Annotated in this window: 22 protein-coding genes; 11 read left to right on the forward strand and 11 right to left on the reverse strand. The window is 69.1% G+C overall.

Annotation, left to right across the window (positions count from 1 at the left end; translation table 11 throughout):
• The first annotated feature begins 233 nt into the window (after positions 1–233).
• On the forward strand, positions 234–1,067 hold the full coding sequence (locus F3J10_RS06730) for an AraC family transcriptional regulator (protein WP_025099394.1): 834 nt from the start codon (positions 234–236) through the stop codon (positions 1,065–1,067).
• A gap of 81 nt (positions 1,068–1,148) precedes the next feature.
• Positions 1,149–2,246, forward strand: a complete 1,098-nt coding sequence (locus tag F3J10_RS06735) for a threonine aldolase family protein (protein ID WP_167229591.1) — start codon at positions 1,149–1,151, stop codon at positions 2,244–2,246.
• Between the two features lie 33 nt (positions 2,247–2,279).
• On the opposite strand, the gene F3J10_RS06740 is transcribed toward F3J10_RS06735, so the two are convergent.
• The 5 genes from F3J10_RS06740 to F3J10_RS06760 all read right to left on the reverse strand — a co-directional run bounded on the left by F3J10_RS06740 (position 2,280) and on the right by F3J10_RS06760 (position 5,927).
• Positions 2,280–2,651 (reverse strand): DUF779 domain-containing protein, encoded by a 372-nt coding sequence (locus F3J10_RS06740; protein ID WP_025099396.1) that lies wholly within the window; start codon positions 2,649–2,651, stop codon positions 2,280–2,282.
• Between the two features lie 52 nt (positions 2,652–2,703).
• Positions 2,704–3,144 carry a tautomerase family protein gene (locus tag F3J10_RS06745; RefSeq protein ID WP_025099397.1) on the reverse strand — a complete coding sequence of 147 codons (441 nt, stop codon included), beginning with the start codon at positions 3,142–3,144 and terminating at the stop codon, positions 2,704–2,706.
• 151 nt (positions 3,145–3,295) lie between these two features.
• Complete coding sequence (locus tag F3J10_RS06750; protein ID WP_013699612.1) at positions 3,296–3,730, reverse strand: MarR family winged helix-turn-helix transcriptional regulator; 435 nt, start codon at positions 3,728–3,730, stop codon at positions 3,296–3,298.
• 158 nt (positions 3,731–3,888) lie between these two features.
• Positions 3,889–5,076, reverse strand: a complete 1,188-nt coding sequence (locus F3J10_RS06755) for a thiolase family protein (RefSeq protein WP_025099398.1) — start codon at positions 5,074–5,076, stop codon at positions 3,889–3,891.
• 350 nt (positions 5,077–5,426) lie between these two features.
• The gene (locus F3J10_RS06760) at positions 5,427–5,927 is read right to left on the reverse strand and encodes a helix-turn-helix domain-containing protein (protein ID WP_025099399.1); all 501 of its coding nucleotides are present in this window, start codon (positions 5,925–5,927) and stop codon (positions 5,427–5,429) included.
• A gap of 125 nt (positions 5,928–6,052) precedes the next feature.
• Here F3J10_RS06760 and F3J10_RS06765 point away from each other — a divergent pair, with 125 nt between their 5' ends.
• Entirely contained in the window at positions 6,053–6,442 is a 390-nt protein-coding gene (locus F3J10_RS06765; protein WP_167241729.1) for a lysozyme inhibitor LprI family protein, read from the forward strand.
• Between the two features lie 102 nt (positions 6,443–6,544).
• Here F3J10_RS06765 and F3J10_RS06770 read toward each other — a convergent pair whose 3' ends face one another.
• Positions 6,545–7,087: a hypothetical protein gene (locus F3J10_RS06770; protein WP_025099401.1), complete on the reverse strand. Its 543-nt coding sequence runs from the start codon at positions 7,085–7,087 to the stop codon at positions 6,545–6,547.
• A 145-nt stretch (positions 7,088–7,232) separates the two neighbouring features.
• Complete coding sequence (gene argG / locus F3J10_RS06775) at positions 7,233–8,576, reverse strand: argininosuccinate synthase (RefSeq protein ID WP_025099402.1); 1,344 nt, start codon at positions 8,574–8,576, stop codon at positions 7,233–7,235.
• A gap of 353 nt (positions 8,577–8,929) precedes the next feature.
• Here argG and F3J10_RS06780 point away from each other — a divergent pair, with 353 nt between their 5' ends.
• From F3J10_RS06780 to F3J10_RS06805, 6 genes are all read left to right on the forward strand, one after another.
• On the forward strand, positions 8,930–9,304 hold the full coding sequence (locus tag F3J10_RS06780; protein ID WP_025099403.1) for a hypothetical protein: 375 nt from the start codon (positions 8,930–8,932) through the stop codon (positions 9,302–9,304).
• Positions 9,305–9,421: 117 nt separating this feature from the next.
• Positions 9,422–10,345 (forward strand): LysR family transcriptional regulator, encoded by a 924-nt coding sequence (locus tag F3J10_RS06785; protein ID WP_167241730.1) that lies wholly within the window; start codon positions 9,422–9,424, stop codon positions 10,343–10,345.
• A gap of 9 nt (positions 10,346–10,354) precedes the next feature.
• Positions 10,355–11,029, forward strand: coding sequence for a response regulator transcription factor (locus tag F3J10_RS06790; RefSeq protein ID WP_013699620.1), 675 nt, complete (start codon positions 10,355–10,357; stop codon positions 11,027–11,029).
• 308 nt (positions 11,030–11,337) lie between these two features.
• Positions 11,338–14,592 (forward strand): efflux RND transporter permease subunit, encoded by a 3,255-nt coding sequence (locus tag F3J10_RS06795; protein WP_166912457.1) that lies wholly within the window; start codon positions 11,338–11,340, stop codon positions 14,590–14,592.
• On the forward strand, positions 14,582–15,787 hold the full coding sequence (locus F3J10_RS06800) for an efflux RND transporter periplasmic adaptor subunit (RefSeq protein WP_025099406.1): 1,206 nt from the start codon (positions 14,582–14,584) through the stop codon (positions 15,785–15,787). Before F3J10_RS06795 ends, F3J10_RS06800 begins: the two co-directional genes overlap by 11 nt.
• Positions 15,780–17,345 (forward strand): efflux transporter outer membrane subunit, encoded by a 1,566-nt coding sequence (locus tag F3J10_RS06805; protein WP_167241731.1) that lies wholly within the window; start codon positions 15,780–15,782, stop codon positions 17,343–17,345. The genes F3J10_RS06800 and F3J10_RS06805 overlap by 8 nt, the downstream gene beginning before the upstream one ends.
• Positions 17,346–17,506: 161 nt before the next feature.
• Here F3J10_RS06805 and F3J10_RS06810 read toward each other — a convergent pair whose 3' ends face one another.
• From F3J10_RS06810 to F3J10_RS06820, 3 genes are all read right to left on the reverse strand, one after another.
• On the reverse strand, positions 17,507–18,103 hold the full coding sequence (locus F3J10_RS06810; protein ID WP_167241732.1) for a hypothetical protein: 597 nt from the start codon (positions 18,101–18,103) through the stop codon (positions 17,507–17,509).
• Entirely contained in the window at positions 18,100–18,705 is a 606-nt protein-coding gene (locus tag F3J10_RS06815) for a hypothetical protein (RefSeq protein ID WP_167241733.1), read from the reverse strand. The genes F3J10_RS06810 and F3J10_RS06815 overlap by 4 nt, the downstream gene beginning before the upstream one ends.
• 425 nt (positions 18,706–19,130) lie before the next feature.
• A complete protein-coding gene (locus F3J10_RS06820; RefSeq protein WP_025099410.1) occupies positions 19,131–20,306 on the reverse strand; it encodes a porin in 1,176 nt (391 codons plus the stop codon).
• Positions 20,307–20,636: 330 nt separating this feature from the next.
• On the opposite strand from F3J10_RS06820, the gene F3J10_RS06825 reads away from it, so the two are divergent.
• Positions 20,637–20,930, forward strand: coding sequence for a DUF4148 domain-containing protein (locus F3J10_RS06825; RefSeq protein WP_025099411.1), 294 nt, complete (start codon positions 20,637–20,639; stop codon positions 20,928–20,930).
• Positions 20,931–21,023: 93 nt separating this feature from the next.
• Positions 21,024–21,179, forward strand: coding sequence for a hypothetical protein (locus tag F3J10_RS06830; protein ID WP_013699628.1), 156 nt, complete (start codon positions 21,024–21,026; stop codon positions 21,177–21,179).
• 99 nt (positions 21,180–21,278) lie between these two features.
• On the opposite strand, the gene F3J10_RS06835 is transcribed toward F3J10_RS06830, so the two are convergent.
• A complete protein-coding gene (locus tag F3J10_RS06835; RefSeq protein ID WP_025099412.1) occupies positions 21,279–21,968 on the reverse strand; it encodes a response regulator transcription factor in 690 nt (229 codons plus the stop codon).
• Positions 21,969–21,979 lie beyond the last annotated feature (11 nt).

Genomic DNA, 21,979 nt, shown 5'->3' on the forward strand with positions numbered 1-21,979 from the left:
TTCCTCCAGTGATTGACAGGGACTTGCCGCTGTTTGAATTCTGAACTCTGTATACAGAGCGTAGTATTCCGAATCCGCGATGTCTCTATGGGTAAACACCGAGCAGGTCGAATCGCAGCTTGTGAAAGGCGGATGAAAAGCGACGGATCCCGGTGGCCCGGGCCGGTCTTGACGGCGGATTGGATGTACCTACAATCCTTGAATCGCGATCGCAGCAGGCCCCGGAATCCGCCATGCCCTCCCCGAACGGCAACCGCCCCAACCAGGCCAGGCTCTGGCGCGAGCCCGGTTTCGCCGACGCGGAACTCCTCAGCGCCAGCTATCGCACCCACCGCTTCCCGCGCCACGCGCACGACGCGTTCGCGATCGGCGTGATCGAGCGCGGCGCGCAGGCCTTCCTCGATGGACGCGGCCGGCGCGCGATCATGCCGGCCGGCAGGCTGTGCGTGATCAATCCGGGGCAGCTTCACGAAGGGCGGCCGGCCGGCGAGGATGGCTGGGACTACCGCATGGCCTATATCCCGAGCCAGGCCCTGCTCGAGTTGCTGCGGCGGGCCGACGAGGGCTTTCGCGGCGAACTGCATTTCCCCGAGCTGGTGATCGACGACGCGCCGACGCTGCGCCTGTTCCTCGAAGCGCATCGCTGCTCCGAATCGTCCGACGCGAGCCGGCTGGAAAAGACCTCACGCCTGAACGCCGCCGTGTTCCAGCTGATCGGCCGGCACGCCAGCCTGGCGCCGACGCCGCCCGCGGCGGCCCTGCCCGGCGCCGTGAAGCGCGCCCGCGACTACCTCGATGCCCACCTGGCCGAGAACCCCACGCTCGACACGCTGGCCGGGGCCGCCGGCATGAGCCCGTATCACCTGCTGCGCGAATTCCGCAAGGCGATCGGCGTGGCGCCGCATGCCTGGCTGGTGCAGCGTCGCGTCGAGCGCGCGCGTCACCTGCTGCTGCGCGGCCTGCCGTTGCGGCAGGTGGCGATCGAGGTCGGCTATTGCGACCAGGGCCACCTGAGCCGCGAATTCCGCCGCTTCTTCGGCGTGCCGCCCGGCCTCGCTCGCCGCTGAAATCCGCAAGATTGTCCAAAGCGGCCGGCATCGCGCCGGCCATGCTGCGCTTTTCGAAACATCGGCCCGAGGAGGTCCACCATGATCGATCTGCGCAGCGATACCTGCAGCCGTCCCACGTCCGCCATGCGCGAGGCGATCGCCTCGGCCGAGGTGGGCGACGACGTCTATGGCGACGATCCGAGCGTCAAGGCGCTGGAGCGCGAAGTCGCCGAATTGCTCGGCAAGGAGGATGCCGTCTACATGGTGACCGGCACCATGACCAACCAGGTCGGCATCCGCGCGCATACCGAGCCCGGCGACGCGGTGCTGTTCGACCAGCAGGCGCACGTCTACATCCTCGAAGGCGGCGCGCCGGCCGCGATCTCCGGCGTGCTGCCGCGCCTGCTGCCCGGTGCGCGCGGCATCTTCACGCCGGAGGACGTGGCGAACGCGCTGGGCGTGTCGCATCGCTTCTTCCCGGCCACCATTCCGGCACCGCCGAAGCTGCTGTGCCTGGAGAACACGCACAATCTCGGCGGCGGCAAGGTCTGGCCGCTCGACTCGCTGAAGGCCGTCTGCGAGCTGGCGCGCTCGCGCGGGCTCGCGCTACACCTGGACGGCGCCCGGCTCTGGCACGCGACGGCCGCCACCGGCATCGCGGAAAGCGAATACGCGAGGCACTTCGATTCGGTCAGCGTGTGTTTCTCGAAGGGATTGGGCGCGCCGGTCGGCTCGGCGCTGGCCGGCTCGCGCGAGTTCATCGCGCGGGCGCGCCGCTTCAAGCAGCAGATCGGCGGAGGCTTCCGGCAGGCCGGCATGATCGCGGCCGGCGCGCTGCATGCGCTGCGCCATCATCGCGAGCGGCTGGGCGAGGATCACGAACATGCGCGGCTGCTGGCCGAAGGCATCGCCGGCCTGCCCGGCATCGCGCTCGATCCCGCCACGGTGGAAACCAATATCGTGCGTTTCGGCGTCAGCTCGCTGCCGGCCGGGCGCTTCGTCGACGAGCTGCATGCGCGCGGCCTGCATGTGCTGCCGTCCGGCGCCGACGGCGTGCGCGCGATTCCCTACCTGGACATCACCCGCCGGCAGATCCAGGAAGCGATCGGCATCATCGCCTCGGTGGCCGAGGCGCACGCGGGCAGCGCCGGCACGATGGCCGGCCGAGCCGTGCAGGCGGGTGGCGCAGGGTACTGAGAAGAAGGGGAATCGATCGAGCCGCCGTCCGCTTCAGCGGCTCATCCCGAGCTGCTGCAATTCCTCGTCGCTGAACAGCCGCGAACGCGTCAGGAAGCGCATGCCGGTCGGCTGCTCCAGCGAGAACATGCCGCCGTTGCCGGGAATCACGTCGACGATCAGCTGCGTGTGCTTCCAGGATTCGTACTGGCTGTCGCTCATGTAGAAGGACATGCCCTCGATCGACCCGAGGCAGACGTCCGAGCCGCCTATGATCAGTTCGCCATCCTGAAGGCACATCGGCGCGCTGCCGTCGCAGCAGCCGCCCGACTGGTGGAACATCAGCTTGCCGTGCTTCTCGCTGAGCGTCTGGATCAGCTTGCGGGCCGCGTCGGTGGCAACGACGCGTTGCGGCAGTTCGGACATGGCGATCTCCTCCGGTGGACACGGAGCCGCGAGAGGCGGCTCCGATGCGGGTTCACTGGCCGATGCCGACGAGATAGGCGCGATCCTCGTCGGGCATGGCCTGCAGCCAGTTCGCCTCCTCGCCGGGCTCGGGCAGCACCCTGCCGTACTCGACCATCTGCGAAGGCGGCAAATCGGCAATGTACACCCAGACGGCACGCGGCTGGGCCTGCGCGGCACGCGTCACGAGCTCGACGATCGCGTCGAGCAGGCGCCGCTTCTGCTCGGCGTTGCGGCCGGCGCGGATCTGCCCGTTCACGTGGATCTGGTCCGACTTCAGCGGGCGGCCGCCGAGGAAGTGATCGCCCTCGGCGATCGGCACGAAGATCACCTGCGCGAAAAAGCCCTGCGCGCCGGTGGCCTGGCTGTGCGCCTCGGTGATGCCGGCCGCGATCCGCGCCTTCTGCTGCGCGTCGAGGCGGCCTGCCGCCGCCGATACGACATAGGTTGGCATGACGTGCTCCCGATTTCCCGATAGATGGATGTAGCTGCATCTTTCTGGCCCGATTGCCGGAACGATGCCGATTGGTTGTAGCTACATCTCATGTTACGGTCCGCCGCGCCGGACAGACAGGCGGGGTTAACCCGCCATCCTCGCCGCGCGCCTACTTCGCGTCGCTGGCGGCCTGCTGCAGGGATTCGAGCGCCTGCAGCAGGCGCTTGTTGGCGGGGCCCTTCATGAACTTGCGCACCTCGTCCTCGACCTTGTCCTGCGCCTCGCGCCAGTAAGGCTCGGCGCCGCGCAGCTTGGCGATGCCGCGCTTGCTGAGCCGGGCGACCTTGAAGCGCGCGTCCTCGTCGGCCGAGGTATCGACCCAGCCGGCCTCGATCAGGATCTTCAGGTTGCGGGAGATGGTGGTCTTGTCGAGCGCGGCCTCGGCGGCGATCTCGGTGTAGGTGGCCGCGCCGAGCCGCTCCAGCGCGCGCAGCAGCGAGAACTGCGTGATCTTGAGGCCGGCGGGACGCAGCGCGTCGTCGTAGACGCTGGTCAGCGCATTGGCCGAGCGCCGGAATTGCGTGCAGTAGCAGTCGGTGAACATGGTCGGCGGGCGCGGCAATCGAGTGATGTGATTGCGGCCGACACTACACGCGAAGAAAACGCGTGTCAAAAACGGGCAGCGCAGCCGGCGCGGCGGTCCACGAAAAGGCGGGGCCCGGTACCGGGCCCCGCTGCTTCACCACGCGCCGGCCTGGCGCCTTACAGCGTCTCGAGCGCCAGCGCGATGCCCTGCCCGCCGCCGATGCACAGCGTGACCACGCCGCGCCGCTGGCCGCGCCGGCGCATCGCGTGGATCAGCCGCGTGGCGAGGATCGCGCCGGTCGCGCCGATCGGGTGTCCATGAGCCACCGCGCCGCCCTCGCTGTTGACGATGTCCTCGGCCAGGCCCAGCGCGCGCAGCGCCACGATCGGCACGGCCGCGAAGGCCTCGTTGATCTCGATCGCCTCGATGTCGCCGATGCTCCAGCCCGCGCGCGACAGCGCCTGGCGCACCGCCGGCACCGGCCCGTAGCCGAACTGGCCCGGCTCGACGCCGGCCACGCCCCAGGCCACCAGCCGGGCGAGCGGCTCGATGCCCTGCTTCTCGGCGAAGGCGCGATCGGCCACCAGCATCGCCGCGGCGCCGGTGTTCAGGCCCGGCGCGTTGCCGGCCGTGATGGTGCCGTCCTTGCGGAAGGCCGGGCGAAGCTGGGCGAGCTTCTCCTGGGTGGTATCCGGGCGGTTGTGCTCGTCCTGCACGAACTCGATCTGCTGCTTGCCGGCCTTGACGTCGAGCGGCACGATCTCGGCCGCGAAATGGCCGGCGCGCTGCGCCTCGGCGAAACGCTGCTGCGAGCGCGCCGCCCAGCGGTCCTGGTCCTCGCGCGTCACGTGGTGCTCGGCGACCAGGTCCTCGGTATGCCAGCCCGAATGCTCGCCCGAGAAGGCGTCGAGCAGGCCGTCGAGCAGCACGCTGTCCTGCATGGTCGCGTCGCCCATCCGGTAGCCGCGGCGCGCGCCGGCCAGCAGATAGGGCGCGCGGTCCATGTTCTCCATGCCGCCGGCGATCGCGGCCTCGGCGGTGCCCAGCAGCACCTCCTGCGCGGCCGAGACGATCGCCTGGGCGCCCGAGCCGCAGACGCGGTTGACCGTCAGCGCCGGCACCGCCACCGGCACGCCGCCGTTGACCGAGGCCTGGCGCGCCGGGTTCATGCGATTGCCGGCCTGCACCACGTTGCCGAGCACCACGCTGCCCAGTTTCGAAGGATCGACGCCGGTCTGCGCCAGCACCGCCTTGATCACGTGGGCGCCGAGATCGGTGGCGGGAATGTCCTTGAGGGTGCCGTTGAAGGTGCCGATGGCGGTGCGCAGCGGCGCGGCCAGGATGATTTCACGGTTGAGGGTCACGATTGCATGCCTCCTGCTTGGGCCGGCGGCGCCGGCTGACTCGGTTTCAGGGAACACCACATTCAGTATCGTCATTGTAGTGATTTCCCTGTGTCGCTGCCGTGGCGAGCCGCGAGAAGGTCATGGCGAACGGGGACGGACCCGGCAGGCGCAGCCGGGCACGGGCAATCGGGTAGGGGAGGACGGCGGCACGAAAGGGATGCCGCGCCGGGAGGAACAGGAAAGCCAAGCGCCGGGCCGAGCGGCCCGGCACGACGGGAAGCGGGGGGTGAGCGCCAGGAAGCTGGCTAATGGCGGAGATGGCTGCGCCATGCGGAGGTGGCTACGCCATGCGGAGGCGGCTGCGCCGCTCAGTTCGCCTCGTCGAGTTCGGCGAGCGTCTTCAGGCGCTTGAGCGTGGTCTCGGACGCGTGGCGTCCCGGCACGAAGGCATGCGTCTCGCGGCTCAGCACCTTGCCGGTATGACGGTCGATCAGCACCGGATCGACGGCCTTGCCGGTTTCGCGATCGACGAAATCGACGCCCCAGGGATGGCCCTTGACGTGGCGGCGCCCCCAGGCGAACAAGGTGATCAGCACCGGCGCGAGCCCGCGCCCCTTGGCCGTCACGCGATACTCGTCGCGGCTCGATTCGGGCGTGCTGCGCACGCGCTCGAGCAGCCCGCCCTCCACCAGCTCGGACAGGCGCCTGGACAGCATGGTGGGCGAGATCTCGAGGCTCTCGCGAAACTGCTCGAAGCGCGTCGAGCCCTGCATCGCGTCGCGCAGGATCAGCAGGCTCCACCATTCGCCGACCTGCTCCAGCGCCAGCGCCACCGCGCAATCCATTCCGGCCAAGCTCTTCCGTTTCATCGCTGTTCCTGCTTCCCGCCCTGGTTCGTGCGGAAAGTATAGAAGATCCGCCCGGCCGCGCCACGGACAAGCTGCCTCGGCGGCGCGGGTATCATCGATGGCTCCCCGAACCGACCGGAGCCGACATGCCCTCTCCCGCTTCCCTTGCCCGCCTTCGCCCCGGCACGCTGCGCGCCGCGGCCGGCCTCGCGCTGCTGCCGCTGTTGATCGCCCTGCCCCTGGCCGCCCAGGCCGCCAGCTTCGACTGCAAGCAAGCCAGGCAGGCCGACGAGCGCGCGATCTGCGCCTCGCGCGCGCTCAGCGAGCAGGATGTGGAGATGTCGGTGCGCTACGAGATGCTGATGGGGCTGGTGGCGATGGGCACCCGCGGCGACATGGGCGAGGCGCAGCAGCAGTGGCTCAAGCGCCGCGCGCGTTGCGGCGCTTCGCAGTCCTGCCTGGCCACCGCCTATCGCGAGCGGATCGACGCGCTCAAGCAGCAGTATCGGCAATTGCAGAGCCGCGGGCCGTTCTGAGCAGGCGCGGCCGCCCGCCGACCGCTCGTGTAAACGCAGGCGGCCTCGCCGCAAGGGCGAGGCCGCAGGAAAAAACGATCGGGGCGGCGCGCCGCCCGGCGCTCACCGCGCCTCGGGCTCGCCCGCCTGCCGGCGCAGCCGCCAGGCCTGGCGCGGCAGCACGATATAGATCGCGCCGATCATGTTCAGCACCAGGAATACCAACTGCCCCACGGCCATCACCGCCGACGCCTTGCCGACCACGGCCTGCAGCAGGTAGGACAGCACGTTGACCGCCATCGACACCACGATGGTCCAGCCCCAGGTGGTAAGACCGAGCATCGATGCCTGGCCGAAGCTGTAGTCGGGCGGCACGCTGAGCTGGTGCTTGGCGAAGGCGCGTCGCGTCATGTAGCCGATGATCGGGATGCACAACAGGCTCACCACCAGCAGGACGCCCCCGCCGACGAGCACCAGCGCGCCCATCGAGTTGACCAGCGACGACAGCCAGTTCGACTCGCCATGCTCGGCGCGCACGATGGAATAGAGCACGAAGCCGCCGGCGACCAGCCAGATCGGCAGCGTGGCCAGCGTCTGGCGCCAGATGCAGGACCACCACAGCGACAGGCGGCGGCCGAAGGACATCTCGGGAATCATGGTGAACATGGTGGCCTCTCTTTCGTTCTGGTTGGATTCGGCATGACCCTCTTGCGCGAAGCCCCGCGACACACGCCTCTGGTGCGTGCGCCGCGGGGCCCGGGTACCGCGAGGCGCGGCGGCCGCCGCGCCCATCGCCAGCTAATTCGCCAGCTTACTTGCCGGCCTTCTCGTCCTGCTTGATCTGCGGCAGGGCCGAGGCTTCGCCCGGCGCCAGCAGCCCGACCTGCGAGTACACGCGCAGCTTGTCGCGCGTATCGGTGATGTCGAGGTTGCGCATCGTCAGTTGGCCGATCCGGTCGCGCGGCGAGAAGGTCGAGGCGACCTTCTCCATCGACAGGCGCTCCGGCGCGTAGGTCAGGTTCGGCGAGATCGTGCTGAGGATCGAATAATCGTTGCCGCGACGCAGCTCGATCTTCACCTCGCCGGTGATCGCGCGCGCCACCCAGCGCTGGGCCGTCTCGCGCAGCATGATGGCCTGCGGATCGAACCAGCGGCCCTGGTACAGCAGGCGGCCGAGGCGGCGGCCGCTCTCGCGGTACTGCTCGATGGTGTCCTCGTTGTGGATGCCGGTGACCAGGCGCTCGTAGGCAATGTAGAGCAGCGCCAGGCCCGGGGCCTCGTAGATGCCGCGGCTCTTGGCCTCGATGATGCGGTTCTCGATCTGGTCGCTCATGCCCAGGCCGTGGCGGCCGCCGATGCGGTTGGCTTCCAGCAGCAGCTCGACTTGATCAGCGTATTCCACGCCGTTCAGCGCGACCGGGCGGCCTTCCTCGAAGCGCACCGTCACTTCCTCGGCGGCGATCTTCACGTCGTCGCGCCAGAACGCCACGCCCATGATCGGGTTGACGATCTTGATGCCCGATTCCAGGCTTTCCAGGTCCTTGGCCTCGTGGGTGGCGCCCAGCAGGTTCGAATCGGTCGAATAGGCCTTCTCGGCCGACATCTTGTAGCCGAAACCGGCCTTGTTCATGAACTCCGACATCTCGGCGCGGCCGCCCAGCTCGTCGATGAACTGCTGGTCCAGCCAGGGCTTGTAGATCTTCAGGTCCGGGTTGACCAGCAGGCCGTAGCGGTAGAAGCGCTCGATGTCGTTGCCCTTGTAGGTGCTGCCGTCGCCCCAGATGTTGACGCCGTCTTCCTTCATGGCGGCCACCAGCATGGTGCCGGTCACGGCGCGGCCAATCGGGGTCGTATTGAAATAGGTGACGCCGGCCGTCGAGATATGGAAGGCGCCCGATTGCAGGGCGGCGATGCCCTCGGCCACCAGTTGCGCGCGGCAATCGATCAGGCGGGCGTTCTCGGCGCCGTATTCGCGGGCGCGTTGCGGGATCGCGTCGTAGTCGGCCTCGTCGGGCTGGCCGAGGTTCGCGGTGTAGGCGTAAGGCACGGCGCCCTTGATCCGCATCCAGTGCAGCGCGGCGCTGGTATCGAGACCGCCGGAGAAGGCGATGCCGACCTTCTGGCCGGTCGGGAGACTTTCAAGAATCGTGGTCATGACGAGGAAACCGATTAAATCGTGATCGAAAGGAGGAGCGCGTAACCCGTAAGTATCGGCGGTGCCTGATTATGAGGCAAGTCTTGTCGCCGGCCCGAATGCCGCCCGGGATACCGGGAGAATCGCCGCCGGGCGCCCGCCCGGCGCGGATCCGGGCCGAAAGGGCGGCTCGCCATCCCAATTTGGGACGAGGAAGCCCGCCGCCGGCGGATCGACGCCGGCCGGCCGCTCGGCGCCCCGCCGGCGCCCGCCGGTCCTTAAACAAAATTTCATCCGACGATACGGTTGTTTCAGAAATGGCCCCGGCAGGCGGTCCGATAATCGACGCATCGTGACCTGGACAGGAGCCGGAGATGACACGCCCGATGAGTATCGAAATGATCAACGAATACGGAAAGCAAGCCGTGCTGGTCTCGATCGATCGAGCCTCGGTGATCCTCGATCCGGCCGACGTCGACGCGGTGATCCAGTACCTGAGCCTGCTGCGCGCCTCGATGCAGCCGGCCGTGCCCGAGGCGCCCTCGCGCTCCGAGCAGTACGTGGTCGAGATGGATCCCTGCTGGTACACCGAGCAGCACGCGCTGTACGGCGGCGCGGTGCTGTTCCTGCGCCATACCGGGCTGGGCTGGAGCGGCTTCGCGCTGCCGCCGCGCAGCCTGGAGCGGCTGCACGAATCGCTGGGCCGCCACCTGGAGGAGCAGCGCGAGGCCACCGGCCTGCCGAACTGAGGCGCGCCGCGCCCCGTGCGCGGCGCGCGATTCTGAAAAAACCTTCATGTTCCGGGCGGCGAGTTGTTAACGCCGCGCGCCGATCATGGATGCATCGCAATCGTTGTTCACACAACCATGAACCAGCTCCAGGCGATGCGTGTCTTCACGCGTGTAGTCGATCTAGAAAGCTTCAACCTCGCGGCGCGCCAGCTCGGCATGTCGGCCGCGGCCGTCACGCGCAGCGTCGGCATGCTGGAGGCGCACCTGAACATGCGCCTGCTGAACCGCACCACGCGCAGCCTGTCGCTGACCGAGGCGGGCCGCGAATACCTCGACGGCTGCCGCACCATCATCGAGAAACTCGACGAGATCGAATCGAACCTGGTGCGCGCCACGCGGGACCCGCGCGGCACGCTGCGGGTGGCCGCCTCGATGAGCTTCGCCGCCGGCGGCCTGGGCGAGCTGCTGGCCGCCTACCGGCTGCAGCATCCGCGCGTGGGTTTCGACGTGACCACCTTCGACACCCATATCGACATGGTGGAAGGCGGCTACGACGTCTGCTTCTCCGACGACCGCCGGCTGGTCAGCGCCACCCTGGTGTCGCGCGCGCTGACCACGGTGCGCGAGGTACTGGTGGCCTCGCCCGCCTATCTCGCGCGTCACGGCACGCCGAGCGACCCGGGCGCGCTCGGCGAGCACAGCCTGCTGACGGTCTCCGACGGCTCCGCGCGCACCTGGGAGTTCGCCGACCGCGACGGCGTGTGCCGCGTCTACACCGGCCAGGCGCTGGCCTCCAGCGGCAGCGCGATGGTGAGGGTGGCCGCGCTCAGCCACATGGGCATCGCCCTGCTGCCCGAGCCGCTGGTGGCGGGCGACCTGGCGCGCGGCGACCTGGTCGCCCTGCTCGACGGCCACGCGGCCAACGGCGGCCCGCGCAGCATCTCGATCCTCTACCCAGGCCGCAACTATCTGTCGATGAAGGTCCGCAGCTTCATCGATTTCGCGGTGGGCCGCTATCGCGGCGCGGATCGCGCCGCCACCTTGCGCGCCGTCGCCTGATACCGCTCCATGTCGAAGATCCTGACGATCGAGGACGATGTCCTGATCGCCGACAGCATCGCGCGCCAGCTCCACGCGCAGGGCCATAGCGTCGACGTCGCGCGCACCGGCCGCGAGGGCATCGCCAAGGTGATGGCGGGCGACTACGACGCCGTCACGCTCGACCGCATGCTGCCCGACCTGGATGGCCTGGCGATCCTCTCCACCATGCGCGGCGTCGGCCTCGACACGCCGGTGCTGGTGATGAGCGCGATGTCCGAGGTCGACCAGCGCATCGCCGGGCTGCGCGCCGGCGGCGACGACTACCTGGTCAAGCCCTTCTCGCTCGACGAGATGGTGGCGCGCCTGGAGGTGCTGATGCGCCGCCGCCCGCGCAACGCGCACGCCGAGACGGTGCTGCGCGCCAACGGCATCGAGCTGGACCTGGTGCGGCGCACGGCGATGCTCGGCGCGCGCGAGCTGGACCTGCTGCCCACCGAGTTCCGCGTGCTCGAATTCATGATGCGCCACGCCGGGCGCGTGCTCACGCGCACCATGATCTTCGAGGGCGTGTGGGGCTGCCGCTTCGATCCCGGCACCAACCTGATCGACGTGCACGTCGGCCGGCTGCGCCGCAAGATCAATCGCTCGGGCGAGAGCCCCCTGATCCGCACCATCCGCGGCGCCGGCTACATGCTCGGCTGAGCGCCGCGGCGCGATCCTCGCCTCCGGCATCACGATGCCCCGCCCATGCGGGGCATCGTCGTTCTGGTTGCGCGCGCAAGCATTCATCGTCGCTTCATCGGCATGTCACGCATCACGGCGCAGGCCCGGCACGCAAGCGCGCCGCCCTCGCCGCCATCGCGCCGGGCCATGAAACTTCTTTCATGTTTTTAGCGGCAGGCTGTTAGGGCGTGCTCCCCAGAATGCTGTCGTCGGCGCGTGTCCGCGTTTTCCCCAGGCGGCCGCGCCAGCCCCTCACCCGAACGACGCTTTCTACGGAGCAGCATCACATGCTGAAAATCGTCCGGCTCGCCCTGGTCCGGCCCTACACGTTCATCGTGCTGGCGCTGCTGATCCTGCTGGCAGGCCCGCTCGCGGCGCTACGCACGCCCACCGACATCTTCCCGGACATCCGCATTCCGGTGATCAGCGTGATCTGGAATTACTCCGGCCTGCAGCCGGACGACATGTCGGGGCGCATCGTCACGTACTACGAACGTACGCTCGGCACCACCGTCAACGACGTGCAGCACATCGAGTCGCAGTCGTTCCGCAGCTTCGGCATCGTCAAGATCTTCTTCCAGCCGACGGTGGACATCCGCACCGCCACCGCGCAGGTCACCTCGATCTCGCAGACCGTGCTCAAGCAGATGCCGCCGGGCACCACGCCGCCGCAGATCCTCAACTACAACGCCTCGACCGTGCCGGTGCTGCAGATCGCGCTGACCAGCAGCACGCTGGACGAGCAGAAGCTGGAGGACTACGCGGAGAACTTCATCCGCCCGCAACTGCTGTCGGTGCCCGGCGTGGCGATCCCGACGCCCTATGGCGGCAAGACCCGCGAGGTGCAGATCGACCTCGACCCGCAGGCGCTGCAATCGAAGGGGCTGTCGGCGCAGGACGTGGCGCACGCGCTGGCGCAGCAGAACCAGATCATCCCGGCCGGCACGCAGAAGATCGGCCGCTTCGAATACAACATCAAGCTCAACAACAGCCCGCTCGCGCTCGATGCGTTGAACGACCTGCCGATCAAGTCGGTGGGCGGCACCACCATCTACATCCGCGACGTGGCCCACGTGCGCGACGGCTTCCCGCCGCAGACCAACATCGTGCGCGTGGACGGCCATCGCGCGGTGCTGATGAGCATCCTGAAGAACGGCTCGGCCTCCACGCTCGACATCATCTCGGGCGTGAAGGCCAAGCTGCCGCTGATCGAGCAGACCCTGCCGCCGGGCCTGAAGCTGGTCACCATGGGCGACCAGTCGACCTTCGTGAAGGGCGCCGTGAGCGGCGTGGCGCGCGAGGGCGTGATCGCCGCCGCGCTGACCTCGCTGATGATCCTGCTGTTCCTCGGCTCCTGGCGCTCGACCCTGATCATCGCCGCCTCGATCCCGCTGGCCGTGCTCTCGGCGATCGCGCTGCTGGCCGCCACCGGCGAGACCCTCAACGTGATGACGCTCGGCGGCCTCGCGCTGGCGGTCGGGATCCTGGTGGACGACGCCACGGTGACCATCGAGAACGTCAACTGGCACCTCGAGCAGGGCAAGGACACGCGCAGCGCGATCATCGACGGCGCGCGGCAGATCGTGATGCCGGCGCTGGTCTCGCTGATGTGCATCTGCATCGTGTTCGTGCCGATGCTGATGCTCGACGGCATCTCGCGCTTCCTGTTCGTGCCGATGGCCAAGGCGGTGATCTTCGCGATGATCTCCTCCTTCGTGCTGTCGCGCACCTTCGTGCCGATGCTCGCGCAATACCTGCTCAAGCCGCATGCCTCGGCCGGCCACGCCTCGGGCGAGATGGCCGCGATCATGGACCCGCACGCGGGCCACGCCGGCGCGCACGACGTGCCGCCCTCGCGCAATCCGCTGGTGCGCTTCCAGCGCGCCTTCGAGCGTCGCTTCGAGGCGGTGCGCGCCTCGTACCGGATCCTGCTGGGGCTGGCGCTGACCCGCCGCAAGCCCTTCGTGACCGGCTTCCTGTGCGTGGTGGCCGTCTCCTTCCTGCTGGCGCCCTGGCTCGGCCGCAACTTCTTCCCGACCATCGATTCGGGCGAGATCTCGCTGCACGTGCGCGCGCCGGTCGGCACCCGCGTGGAGGAGACCGCCGCCGAGTTCGACCGCATCGAGAACACCATCCGCGGCGTGATCCCGCCTGCGCAGCTGCGCGAGGTGATCGACAACATCGGCCTGCCCAAGAGCGGCATCAACCTGACCTACAACAACAGCGGCACGATCGGGCCGCAGGACGGCGACATCCTGATCTCGCTGTCCGAGGATCACACGCCCACCGCCGACTACGTGCGCAAGCTGCGCGAGCTGCTGCCGCGCGCCTACCCCGGCACCAGCTTCTCGTTCCTGCCGGCCGACATCGTCAGCCAGATCCTCAACTTCGGCGCGCCGGCCCCGGTCGACCTGCAGGTGGCCGGCCCGAACCAGGCCGCCAACCTGAAGTACGCGCGCGAGCTGTATCGCCGGATGCGCCTGATCCCCGGCATCGCCGACACGCGCATCCAGCAGGCCACCACCTATCCGCAGTTCACGGTGGCGGTCGATCGCACGCGCGCCGACCAGCTCGGCATCACCGAGCAGGACGTCACCAACTCGGTGGTCGCCACCCTGGCCGGCACCAGCCAGGTGGACCCGACCTACTGGCTCAACCCGAGGAACGGCGTGTCCTACCCGATCGTGGCGCAGACCCCGCAATACCGCATGACCACCCTCTCGGCGCTGCAGAACCTGCCGGTGACGGGCGCCAGCGGCGATTCGCAGCTGCTCGGCGGGCTGGCCACCATCACGCGCGGCATCGGCGACGCGGTGGTCTCGCACTACAACATCGAGCCGCTGTTCGACATCTACGCCACCACCCAGGGCCGCGACCTCGGCGCGATCGCCACCGACATCGACGGCATCGTCAAGGCCACCGCCCACGACCTGCCCAAGGGCTCCACCGTCACGCTGCGCGGCCAGGTGCAGACCATGAACGGCGCCTTCGCCGGCCTGCTGCTGGGCTTGGTGGGCGCGATCGCGCTGATCTACCTGCTGATCGTGGTGAACTTCCACTCCTGGGCCGATGCCTTCGTGATCGTCTCGGCGCTGCCCGCGGCGCTGGCCGGCATCGTCTGGATGCTGTTCACCACCCACACGCCCTTGTCGGTGCCGGCGCTGACCGGCGCGATCCTCTGCATGGGCGTGGCCACCGCCAACTCGATCCTGGTGGTCAGCTTCGCGCGCGAACGCCTGGCCGAAACCGGCAACGCGCTGGCCGCCGCGCTCGAGGCCGGCTTCACGCGCTTTCGCCCGGTGCTGATGACGGCCCTGGCGATGATCATCGGCATGGCGCCGATGGCGCTCGGCCTGGGCGACGGCGGCGAGCAGAACGCCCCGCTCGGCCGCGCCGTGATCGGCGGCCTGGCCTGCGCCACGCTGGCCACGCTGTTCTTCGTCCCCGTCGTGTTCAGCCTCGTGCATCGGCGCGACGCGCACCAGCACGACGGCACCCGCGCTTCCTCCTCTTCCGCGTCCGGAGCTTCCCATGTCCACTGAGATCGAAATCAAGTCGCCGAAACGGCTGCCCAACCTCAAGCTGGTCGCCGCGCTCGCCGCGCTGGTCGCGCTCGGCATCGTGGCCACCGGCATCGCCGGGCGCGTCCACGCGAAACAGGAACTGACCGGCTGGTCCGCCGCGCAGGCGGTGCCGACCGTGGTGGCCTACACGCCCTCGAGCGGCGCCGACGGCGCGTCCCTGGTGCTGCCGGGCCACCTGTCGGCGTTCGAGAACGCGCCGATCCACGCGCAGGTGTCGGGCTACCTGCATGCCTGGTACGCCGATATCGGCGCGCACGTGAAGTCGGGCCAGTTGCTCGGCCTGATCGACACGCCCGAGCTCGACCAGCAGTTGCAGCAGGCGCGCGCCGACCTGCAGAGCTCGCTGGCCAACGAGAAGCTGGCCGCCTCCACCGCCGCGCGCTGGACCCGGATGCTGGCGCAGGATTCGGTCTCGCAGCAGGAAACCGACGAGAAAACCAGCGACCTGGCCGCCAAGCAGGCGATCGTCGCGGCCAACCAGGCCAACGTGCGGCGCCTGGAGGCGCTGGAAGCCTTCAAGCGCATCGTCGCGCCCTTCGACGGCGTGGTCACCGCGCGCAAGACCGACATCGGCCAGTTGATCTCGGCCGGCCAGGGCACCGGGCCCGAGCTGTTCGCGGTATCCGACGTGCACCAGTTGCGCGTCTACGTGAGCGTGCCGCAGAACGAGGCCGCCGCGATCCATCCCGGCATGAGCGCCACGCTCACCGTGCCCGAGCACCCGGGCGAGACCTTCCACGCGAAGCTGGTCGACACCGACGATTCGATCGCCGGCGCCACCGGCACCCTGCTGGTGCAGCTGATGGTGGACAACCAGGACGGCAAGCTGATCCCCGGCGAATACACCGAGGTGCATTTCGCGCTGCCCGCCGGCAGCAGCCACGCGCTGACGATTCCCGCCAGCTCGCTGATCTTCCGCCAGGCGGGCCTGCAGGTGGCGGTGGTCGGCAAGGACAATCGCGCGGTGCTCAAGCCGGTGACGATCGGCACCGACTTCGGCACCCACGTGCAGATCGCCACCGGCCTCGCGCCCGACGATCGCGTGATCGACAACCCGCCCGACTCGCTGTCCAACGGCGACCCGGTGCGGCTCGCGCCGCCGGCCGGCACGGTCGCCTCGACGGCGGGCAACACGGAGCAGGCGAATGGGTAAACGTCGGCTCTGCGCGATGCTGGCCGGCGTCGCCTTTCTTTCCGCCTGCTCGTTCGCGCCCGTCTATCACGCGCCGCGAACGGCGCTGCCGACCACCTTCAAGGAAGCGGGCGGTTGGCAGGCCGCGCAGCCGGCCGACCGCATCGAGCGCGACGGCTGGTGGAAGGCGTTCCGCGATCCGGCGCTCGACAAACTGGAGATCCAGGTGGCGGCGGCCAACCCCGACGTGGCCGCCGCCGTGGCGCGCCACGACGAGGCCGGCGCGCTGTTCGACCAGGCCCGCTCGGGGCTGTTTCCGACCCTCGGCCTGGGCGCGCAGATCTCCAGCAACCGCGCCTCGGCCACGCGCCCCTTGCGCGGCGCGACCCAGCCCGACATCTACGGGGCCAACACGCTGGATGCCGGCTTCGACTACGACCTCGACCTGTGGGGCAAGGTGCGCAACGAGGTGGCCGCGGGCCGCGCCGACGCGCAGGCCGCCGCCGACGACCTGGCCTCGGTACGCCTGAGCCTGCAGGCGAGCCTGGCCACGGCCTACTTCAAGCTGCGCGGGCTGGACCAGCAGCAGAAGCTGCTGGCCGACACGATCGACACCTACCAGCGCGCGCTGAAGCTGACGCTGAGCCGGCACGCGGGCGGCATCGCCTCCGACCTCGACGTCTCGCGCGCACGGACCCAGCTCGATTCGGCGCGCGCCTCGGCCGAGGACGTGCGCGCGCGCCGCGCGCTCTACGAGCATGCGATCGCCACCCTGGTCGGCGTGCCGGCTTCCGCGTTCTCGCTGGCACCGGACCTGACGGTGGCCTACCTGCCCGCGATCCCGGCCGGCATCCCCGCCACGCTGCTGCAGCGCCGCCCCGACGTGGCGGCCGCCGAGCGGCGCATGGCGGCCGCCAACGCGCGGATCGGCGTGGCGCGCGCGGCCTTCTTCCCCGACATCACGCTCGGGCTGATCGGCGGCTACCAGAGCTCGGGGCTCGGCCACTGGCTCAGCGCGCCCAACGAGATCTGGTCGATCGGGCCGAGCCTGGCGCTGACGCTGTTCGACGGCGGCCGCCGCCAGGCGATCACCGACCAGGCTCACGCCAAGCTGGCCGAGAACGGCGCGCAGTATCGCGCGGTGGTGCTGGCCGCCTGCCAGCAGGTGGAGGACAACCTCGCGCTCACCCATCACCTCGGCGACGAGGCCGACCGCGAGCAGGAAGCGCTCGACGCGGCCGAGCGCACCTTGCAGTTGTCGATGTCGCGCTACCGCGATGGCGTGGTCAGCTACCTCGACGTGGTGACGGCGCAGACCACCGAGCTGAACACGAAGATCACCATGCTGGAGCTGGATACGCGCCGGCAACTGGCGGCGGTGGGCTTGATCGCGGCGCTGGGCGGCGGGTGGTCGGTGGATCGGGCGGCGACGATGGCCGCGACGAGCGACAAGGCGAACGAGAAGACGAACGACAAGGCGAACGCGGCGCCCGCAACCAGGCCGGCCGCGCCGGTGCCGGCGGCGATGCCGGTTTCGACCACGGGGCCGAACCTGGCGACGACGCGCTCGACCAGCTAGCTAGATCTCCTGCGACATGTGTGGTGCGTGTCGCGTTTTCAGGCACCCGTCGCGAGGCGGGTGCCGTTTTTTTGCCGGTAGGAAAAACGGGCCGCCGGAAAGGCAGCCCGTCGTCGTCGCCGACCACAACGCCGGCAGCGTCACCACACTCGGTTCGGCGCTCAGCTCGGCGCTCGATTCGCCAATTGCCGTGTCGCGGCAACGAAGTCCGGATCGTCGAACAACGCGTGCAGCAGGCTTTGGAAGATGGCCGAGCTATGGTCGAATCCATCCGTGGCGGCGAGCACGCCGATGAAATGCGTGTCCCACTGCGCCCTGGCCTGCAAGGCCTTGTCGTAGACGACCGTGCCGTCGCGCCGAATCACGAACCGGCCGGCCAGCTCCGCCTGACCATCGAGGACGCTGAGGCGGGTCAGGCTCGCGTCCAGCGTCGCCGGCGCGTCGGCCCCGTCATGGCCGGCCGTCTTCAGCTCCGTGCGCATCGCCTGGTTCAGGTAATCCGACCACGAACCCTTGCCCGGCGGCACGATATGCATCGACCGCACCTGGGTCTGGATGTTGGCCGGATCGGTGCCGGTCGTCACGCGAAAGCGGACGTCGGCCGGCATTTGCGCCAGCGCCATCTGGTTGGCGATGCTCGCCTGGTATTGCGGCACCGGCTGCGTCACGCACCCGCCGCAGGCGAGCGCGCCGGCCACCGCGACCGACGCGGCGAGCACGCGCCAGGCGCGCCGCGAGGGAGCCCTGGCCGGCATCATTGCGCCAGATCCGAGGACTGGTCGAGTTCATCGAGGCTCTTCGCGACGATCTGCTTGAGCATCGTGCTGGTGGCGTCCTGCACGGTCATCGGCGTCAGTCCGTCCGGGCCCGATGCGTTGCCGATGGTCGTATGGATCGCGTGCTTGACCACCTTGGTCACGACATCGTGCCCCGGCTCGACATAGCTGGCCGTGCAGATGTAGCCGTCGGTGACCATCGAGCCGACCAGGCCGAACGTCAGGCCCGTGCCGAAGCCCTTGGCGGCGACGTTGTCCGTCAAGGGCACGTTGTTGATCGAGATCGACAGCTTGCGGCCCGACGGCACGGGATCGTAGGACACCTGGCTGAACAGGCCCGATTGCGAGACCTGTTCGTACACGCGCGGCTTGAGGGCCTCGGTGGCGCGTGCGTTGGCGACGCCCTTGGTCTGGAATTCGACCAGCAGCTGCACCGGCTGCGGGCTGGCGGCTTTCTTCAGATCGGTGTAATGCGTTTCGCCGAGTGCCGGGTCGACATAGGAATGCACCGACATGCAGGCGGACAGCGAGAAGGCGAGCGTGAGCGCGCTCGCGCCGGTGATGAGGCGTTGGGTGTTGAACATGATGGCCTGTTGTTTGTAGTTTTGACCGAATACGCGAGAAGATCGCGCCCCCGGGGAAGTGCCTCGCCGCTCCACTGCGCGCTCCACGGCGCGATCCACGGCCCGACGCTCGGACGGCGTCGTCGCGGGATCGACGGCACTTGGTGTTGCTTTACGGCGGGAATCGGCCGTTCTTTAGGGCCGCACCGGCCAGCCGCGGCGCCGGCCATAAAAAAACCCCGCGACGCATCCGCGTCACGGGGCCGAAGATCACCGCCCAGACCGTCCCGGCATCGCTGCAGCCGATGTCGTGACGGCGGCGGGAACCGCACTACCGGCGCACCCGGTCGCTCACCGGATGCGCCGCCACCCAAGCGCGCGAATCGATCGATCCTCGCGCCGGGCCGGGCCGCGCGGCCCGGCCGGCTTGAACCGGCGAGGACCGGTCAGAACTTGTGACGAATGCCGGCCGCCACCACGGCCTGGCGATCGTTGCCCGAGGCGGCGAGGTTGAAGATCCCCGCATTGCCCAGCACGGCCACGCCGTCGGCGCCCGTCACGCGCTGGTACACGCCTTCCAGGTAGAGGTCGGTACGGCGCGACAGCGCGTAGTCGGCCTGCAGCATGAACTGGTTCCACTTCGGCGCGATGCTGCGGCCGGCGTTGTCGAAGCGGCCCTGCGTGAAGGTGTAGGAGCCGCCCAGCGAGAGCGCCGGCGTCAGGAAGTAGCGCGCGTTCAGTTCGTAGTTGCTGAAGGTCAGCAGCTGGCCGTTCACGTTGCCGTACGAGCCGCCTTGCGAGAGCTCGCGCGGGTCGTTCAGGATCGTGCGCGTGTAGACGAAGCCCACCGTGGCCTTGTCGAACGCGTAACGCGCGCCGGCGCCGAAGGTGCGCCAGCGGCCGCCCACCAGCATCGAATCGCCGTCCGAGCTGCTCAGCGCGCCGCCGGTGTTCTGCGGCGTGTTCACGCCGCCCGGCTGGTTCGACTGCAGGTAGGCCACGGCCAGGTTGACCGGGCCGTTCGCGTATTGCGCGCCGAGGCTGTAGGCGTTGTTGTTGCTGAACTGGCCGCCCGCGTTGCTGAAGGCGTAGGCGCCGCCGAACGTGAAGCCGCCGTAGTTGGCGCTGCGGAACTTCACGGAGTTGTTCATCCGCGTGTCGTTGGCGAGGTTGTCGTTGTCGTAGGGATGGTCGGCGATGTTGCCGCCGAAGCCCGAGCCGGTGGCCGACAGCGGCGCCACGAAGTCGACCAGGAAGTCGTACTGGCGGCCCAGCGTGACGGTGCCCCATTGCTGGCTCGCGAGACCGACCCAGGCCTGGCGGCCGAACTCGTCGCCGCCGTTGCCGAACTTGCCGTTGGCCACGTTGAAGCCGTTCTCGAGGGTGAACACGGCAGCCAGCCCGCCGCCCAGGTCCTCGTTGCCGCGCAGGCCCCAGCGCGAGGTGCTGACGTTGCCGCTCTGCACGCCGTAGGTCGGGCCCGCGCCGCCCGAGGATTTCTGGTTGCTGATGTAGTCCAGGCCCGCGTCGATCGTGCCGTACAGCGTGACGCTGCTCTGCGCATGCGCGGCGGTCGAAAGCAGGCACGCGAGCGCCGCCGGGATTGCCAGGTATTTCTTCATGATGGTTTCGCTAGAGTGGGTCGGTCTTCTCGCACCGCCGGCTGCGTGTGGAAAAGCCGATCCGTCCGCGATGCGATGGCGCCCAATTTAGGCAGCGGGCGTGACAGCGCCGTTATGAAAACGGCCTGAAAAATGAAACCTTTTTCATCCACGCGATATGCCGGCTTCATGTCGATGCCGACAGCCCCCGGGGCGCTGCATGAATTTCTTTTCACCCTGCGTATGCCGATCCGCTATCGCCCCCCCTCTATGCTTGTCCTCAACCCGATGCGTCACGTCGAGATGCCGCGACGGGGATGAAACCAGTCATTGATCATGAGGACAACGAAGATGAACACCACCAAGCTAGTCGCGACGACCCTGCTCGCCGCCTTCGCCGCGCTTTCGATTCCCGCCTTCGCGCAGACCAGCGCCCAGCCGATGCGGATGACGCCGGCCGCCACCAAGGACGGCGTGCCGGGCGCCGCGGCCAACAGCCAGTGGGCCGCCGCCAATGGCCAGTGGGTCGCGCCCTATGGCCAGCCGGTGCACGAGAAGACGCGCGCCGAGGTCTACCAGGAGCTCGTGCAGGCCGAGCAGGACGGCCAGCTCCAGTACCTGAACTCCACGCTCTACGCGCACTGATGCGCGCCGCCTTGCGGCCGGCCCCGGCGTCCCGCTCACGCCGCCCGCGCCGTCCGCAGCGCCGCCGCTCCCTACCTGACTCGCTCGCCAATCATGAAGCTTCGTCCCCTCCTGCTGCGTTCCACCCGTCTCGCGCTGCTCGCCGTCGCCGCCGGCGCCCTGTTGTCCGGCTGCGCCGCCGCGCGGCCCAATGGCCCCGGCGACTGCGTCGGCCCGCCCGATTTCTGCGTGCCTTTCTTCGGTTCGTGATTCGATCCGTCAATGCGCGAGGGGCGCGCTGCCGTCGGCAGCGCGCCCCTCGCGTCCATGCATGATGTCGCCGCTTGGTGAAGCGGCCGCGCCGCGCGCTCAGGCGTCCGGCAAGCTCACCTGGTAGCCGTAGCGGCTCACCGTATCGATCCTGACGTCGGGCAGGTGCCGCGCGAGCTTGCGACGCAACCGCGACACCACCAGGTTGACGCTCGACGGATCGACATCCTCCTTGTCCTGCCACACATAACGGATCAACTGGTCGCGCGGCACCGGCGCGTTCGGATGGCGCATCAGGCATTCGAGCAGCAGGAACTCGCGGCGCGTCACCGCCAGCCGCAGCTTGCCGTCCTTGAGCTCGCGCGACAGCGTCTCGAAGCTCGAGGAAGCGGCGGGCGCATGCGGGCCTTCCGCCTCGCGCGGCCCGGCCAGGCGCTGCAGGGCCTGCAGGCGCTCATGCAGCTCGATGAAGGAATAAGGCGCGCCGAAGCAGGCGTCGGCACCGGCGCGCAGCGCGCGGATCCGTTCGCTCGCCGAGGCATGGCCGAGCAGCACCACCAGCGCCGCGCCGCCGCCGTCGGCCACGAAGCGCGGCAGCATGCCGATCAGCGCGGCGTCGGCGCCGGGCTCGAAGGCGGTCACCACGATCGCGTCGAAGGCTTCCTGCGAGGCCAGGAACAGGCCGTCGCGCAACTCGTCGGCGCGCTGCAGGCTGTGGCCGCTCTCCTGCAGGGCCTTGTGCAGCCAGGACGCTTCCGGGTGCGGTGAAGTGACGAGCAGGACACGCATGCTCAGCAGGC

Origin of the sequence: Burkholderia sp. Cy-637 (genome assembly GCF_011753175.1) — a bacterium.
In the GTDB taxonomy this organism is placed as follows: Bacteria; Pseudomonadota; Gammaproteobacteria; order Burkholderiales; family Burkholderiaceae; genus Burkholderia; species Burkholderia gladioli.

Coding starts and splice junctions, on each gene's coding strand:
- F3J10_RS06830 (WP_013699628.1), top strand. CDS start 21,024: ATGAAGCTTCGTCCCCTCCTGCTGCGTTCCACCCGTCTCGCGCTGCTC.
- F3J10_RS06750 (WP_013699612.1), bottom strand. CDS start 3,730: ATGTTCACCGACTGCTACTGCACGCAATTCCGGCGCTCGGCCAATGCG.
- F3J10_RS06765 (WP_167241729.1), top strand. CDS start 6,053: ATGCCCTCTCCCGCTTCCCTTGCCCGCCTTCGCCCCGGCACGCTGCGC.
- F3J10_RS06785 (WP_167241730.1), top strand. CDS start 9,422: ATGAACCAGCTCCAGGCGATGCGTGTCTTCACGCGTGTAGTCGATCTA.
- F3J10_RS06770 (WP_025099401.1), bottom strand. CDS start 7,087: ATGTTCACCATGATTCCCGAGATGTCCTTCGGCCGCCGCCTGTCGCTG.
- F3J10_RS06780 (WP_025099403.1), top strand. CDS start 8,930: ATGACACGCCCGATGAGTATCGAAATGATCAACGAATACGGAAAGCAA.
- F3J10_RS06730 (WP_025099394.1), top strand. CDS start 234: ATGCCCTCCCCGAACGGCAACCGCCCCAACCAGGCCAGGCTCTGGCGC.
- F3J10_RS06800 (WP_025099406.1), top strand. CDS start 14,582: ATGTCCACTGAGATCGAAATCAAGTCGCCGAAACGGCTGCCCAACCTC.
- F3J10_RS06790 (WP_013699620.1), top strand. CDS start 10,355: ATGTCGAAGATCCTGACGATCGAGGACGATGTCCTGATCGCCGACAGC.
- F3J10_RS06835 (WP_025099412.1), bottom strand. CDS start 21,968: ATGCGTGTCCTGCTCGTCACTTCACCGCACCCGGAAGCGTCCTGGCTG.
- F3J10_RS06805 (WP_167241731.1), top strand. CDS start 15,780: ATGGGTAAACGTCGGCTCTGCGCGATGCTGGCCGGCGTCGCCTTTCTT.
- F3J10_RS06760 (WP_025099399.1), bottom strand. CDS start 5,927: ATGAAACGGAAGAGCTTGGCCGGAATGGATTGCGCGGTGGCGCTGGCG.
- F3J10_RS06795 (WP_166912457.1), top strand. CDS start 11,338: ATGCTGAAAATCGTCCGGCTCGCCCTGGTCCGGCCCTACACGTTCATC.
- F3J10_RS06735 (WP_167229591.1), top strand. CDS start 1,149: ATGATCGATCTGCGCAGCGATACCTGCAGCCGTCCCACGTCCGCCATG.
- argG (WP_025099402.1), bottom strand. CDS start 8,576: ATGACCACGATTCTTGAAAGTCTCCCGACCGGCCAGAAGGTCGGCATC.
- F3J10_RS06810 (WP_167241732.1), bottom strand. CDS start 18,103: ATGATGCCGGCCAGGGCTCCCTCGCGGCGCGCCTGGCGCGTGCTCGCC.
- F3J10_RS06815 (WP_167241733.1), bottom strand. CDS start 18,705: ATGTTCAACACCCAACGCCTCATCACCGGCGCGAGCGCGCTCACGCTC.
- F3J10_RS06745 (WP_025099397.1), bottom strand. CDS start 3,144: ATGCCAACCTATGTCGTATCGGCGGCGGCAGGCCGCCTCGACGCGCAG.
- F3J10_RS06825 (WP_025099411.1), top strand. CDS start 20,637: ATGAACACCACCAAGCTAGTCGCGACGACCCTGCTCGCCGCCTTCGCC.
- F3J10_RS06820 (WP_025099410.1), bottom strand. CDS start 20,306: ATGAAGAAATACCTGGCAATCCCGGCGGCGCTCGCGTGCCTGCTTTCG.
- F3J10_RS06740 (WP_025099396.1), bottom strand. CDS start 2,651: ATGTCCGAACTGCCGCAACGCGTCGTTGCCACCGACGCGGCCCGCAAG.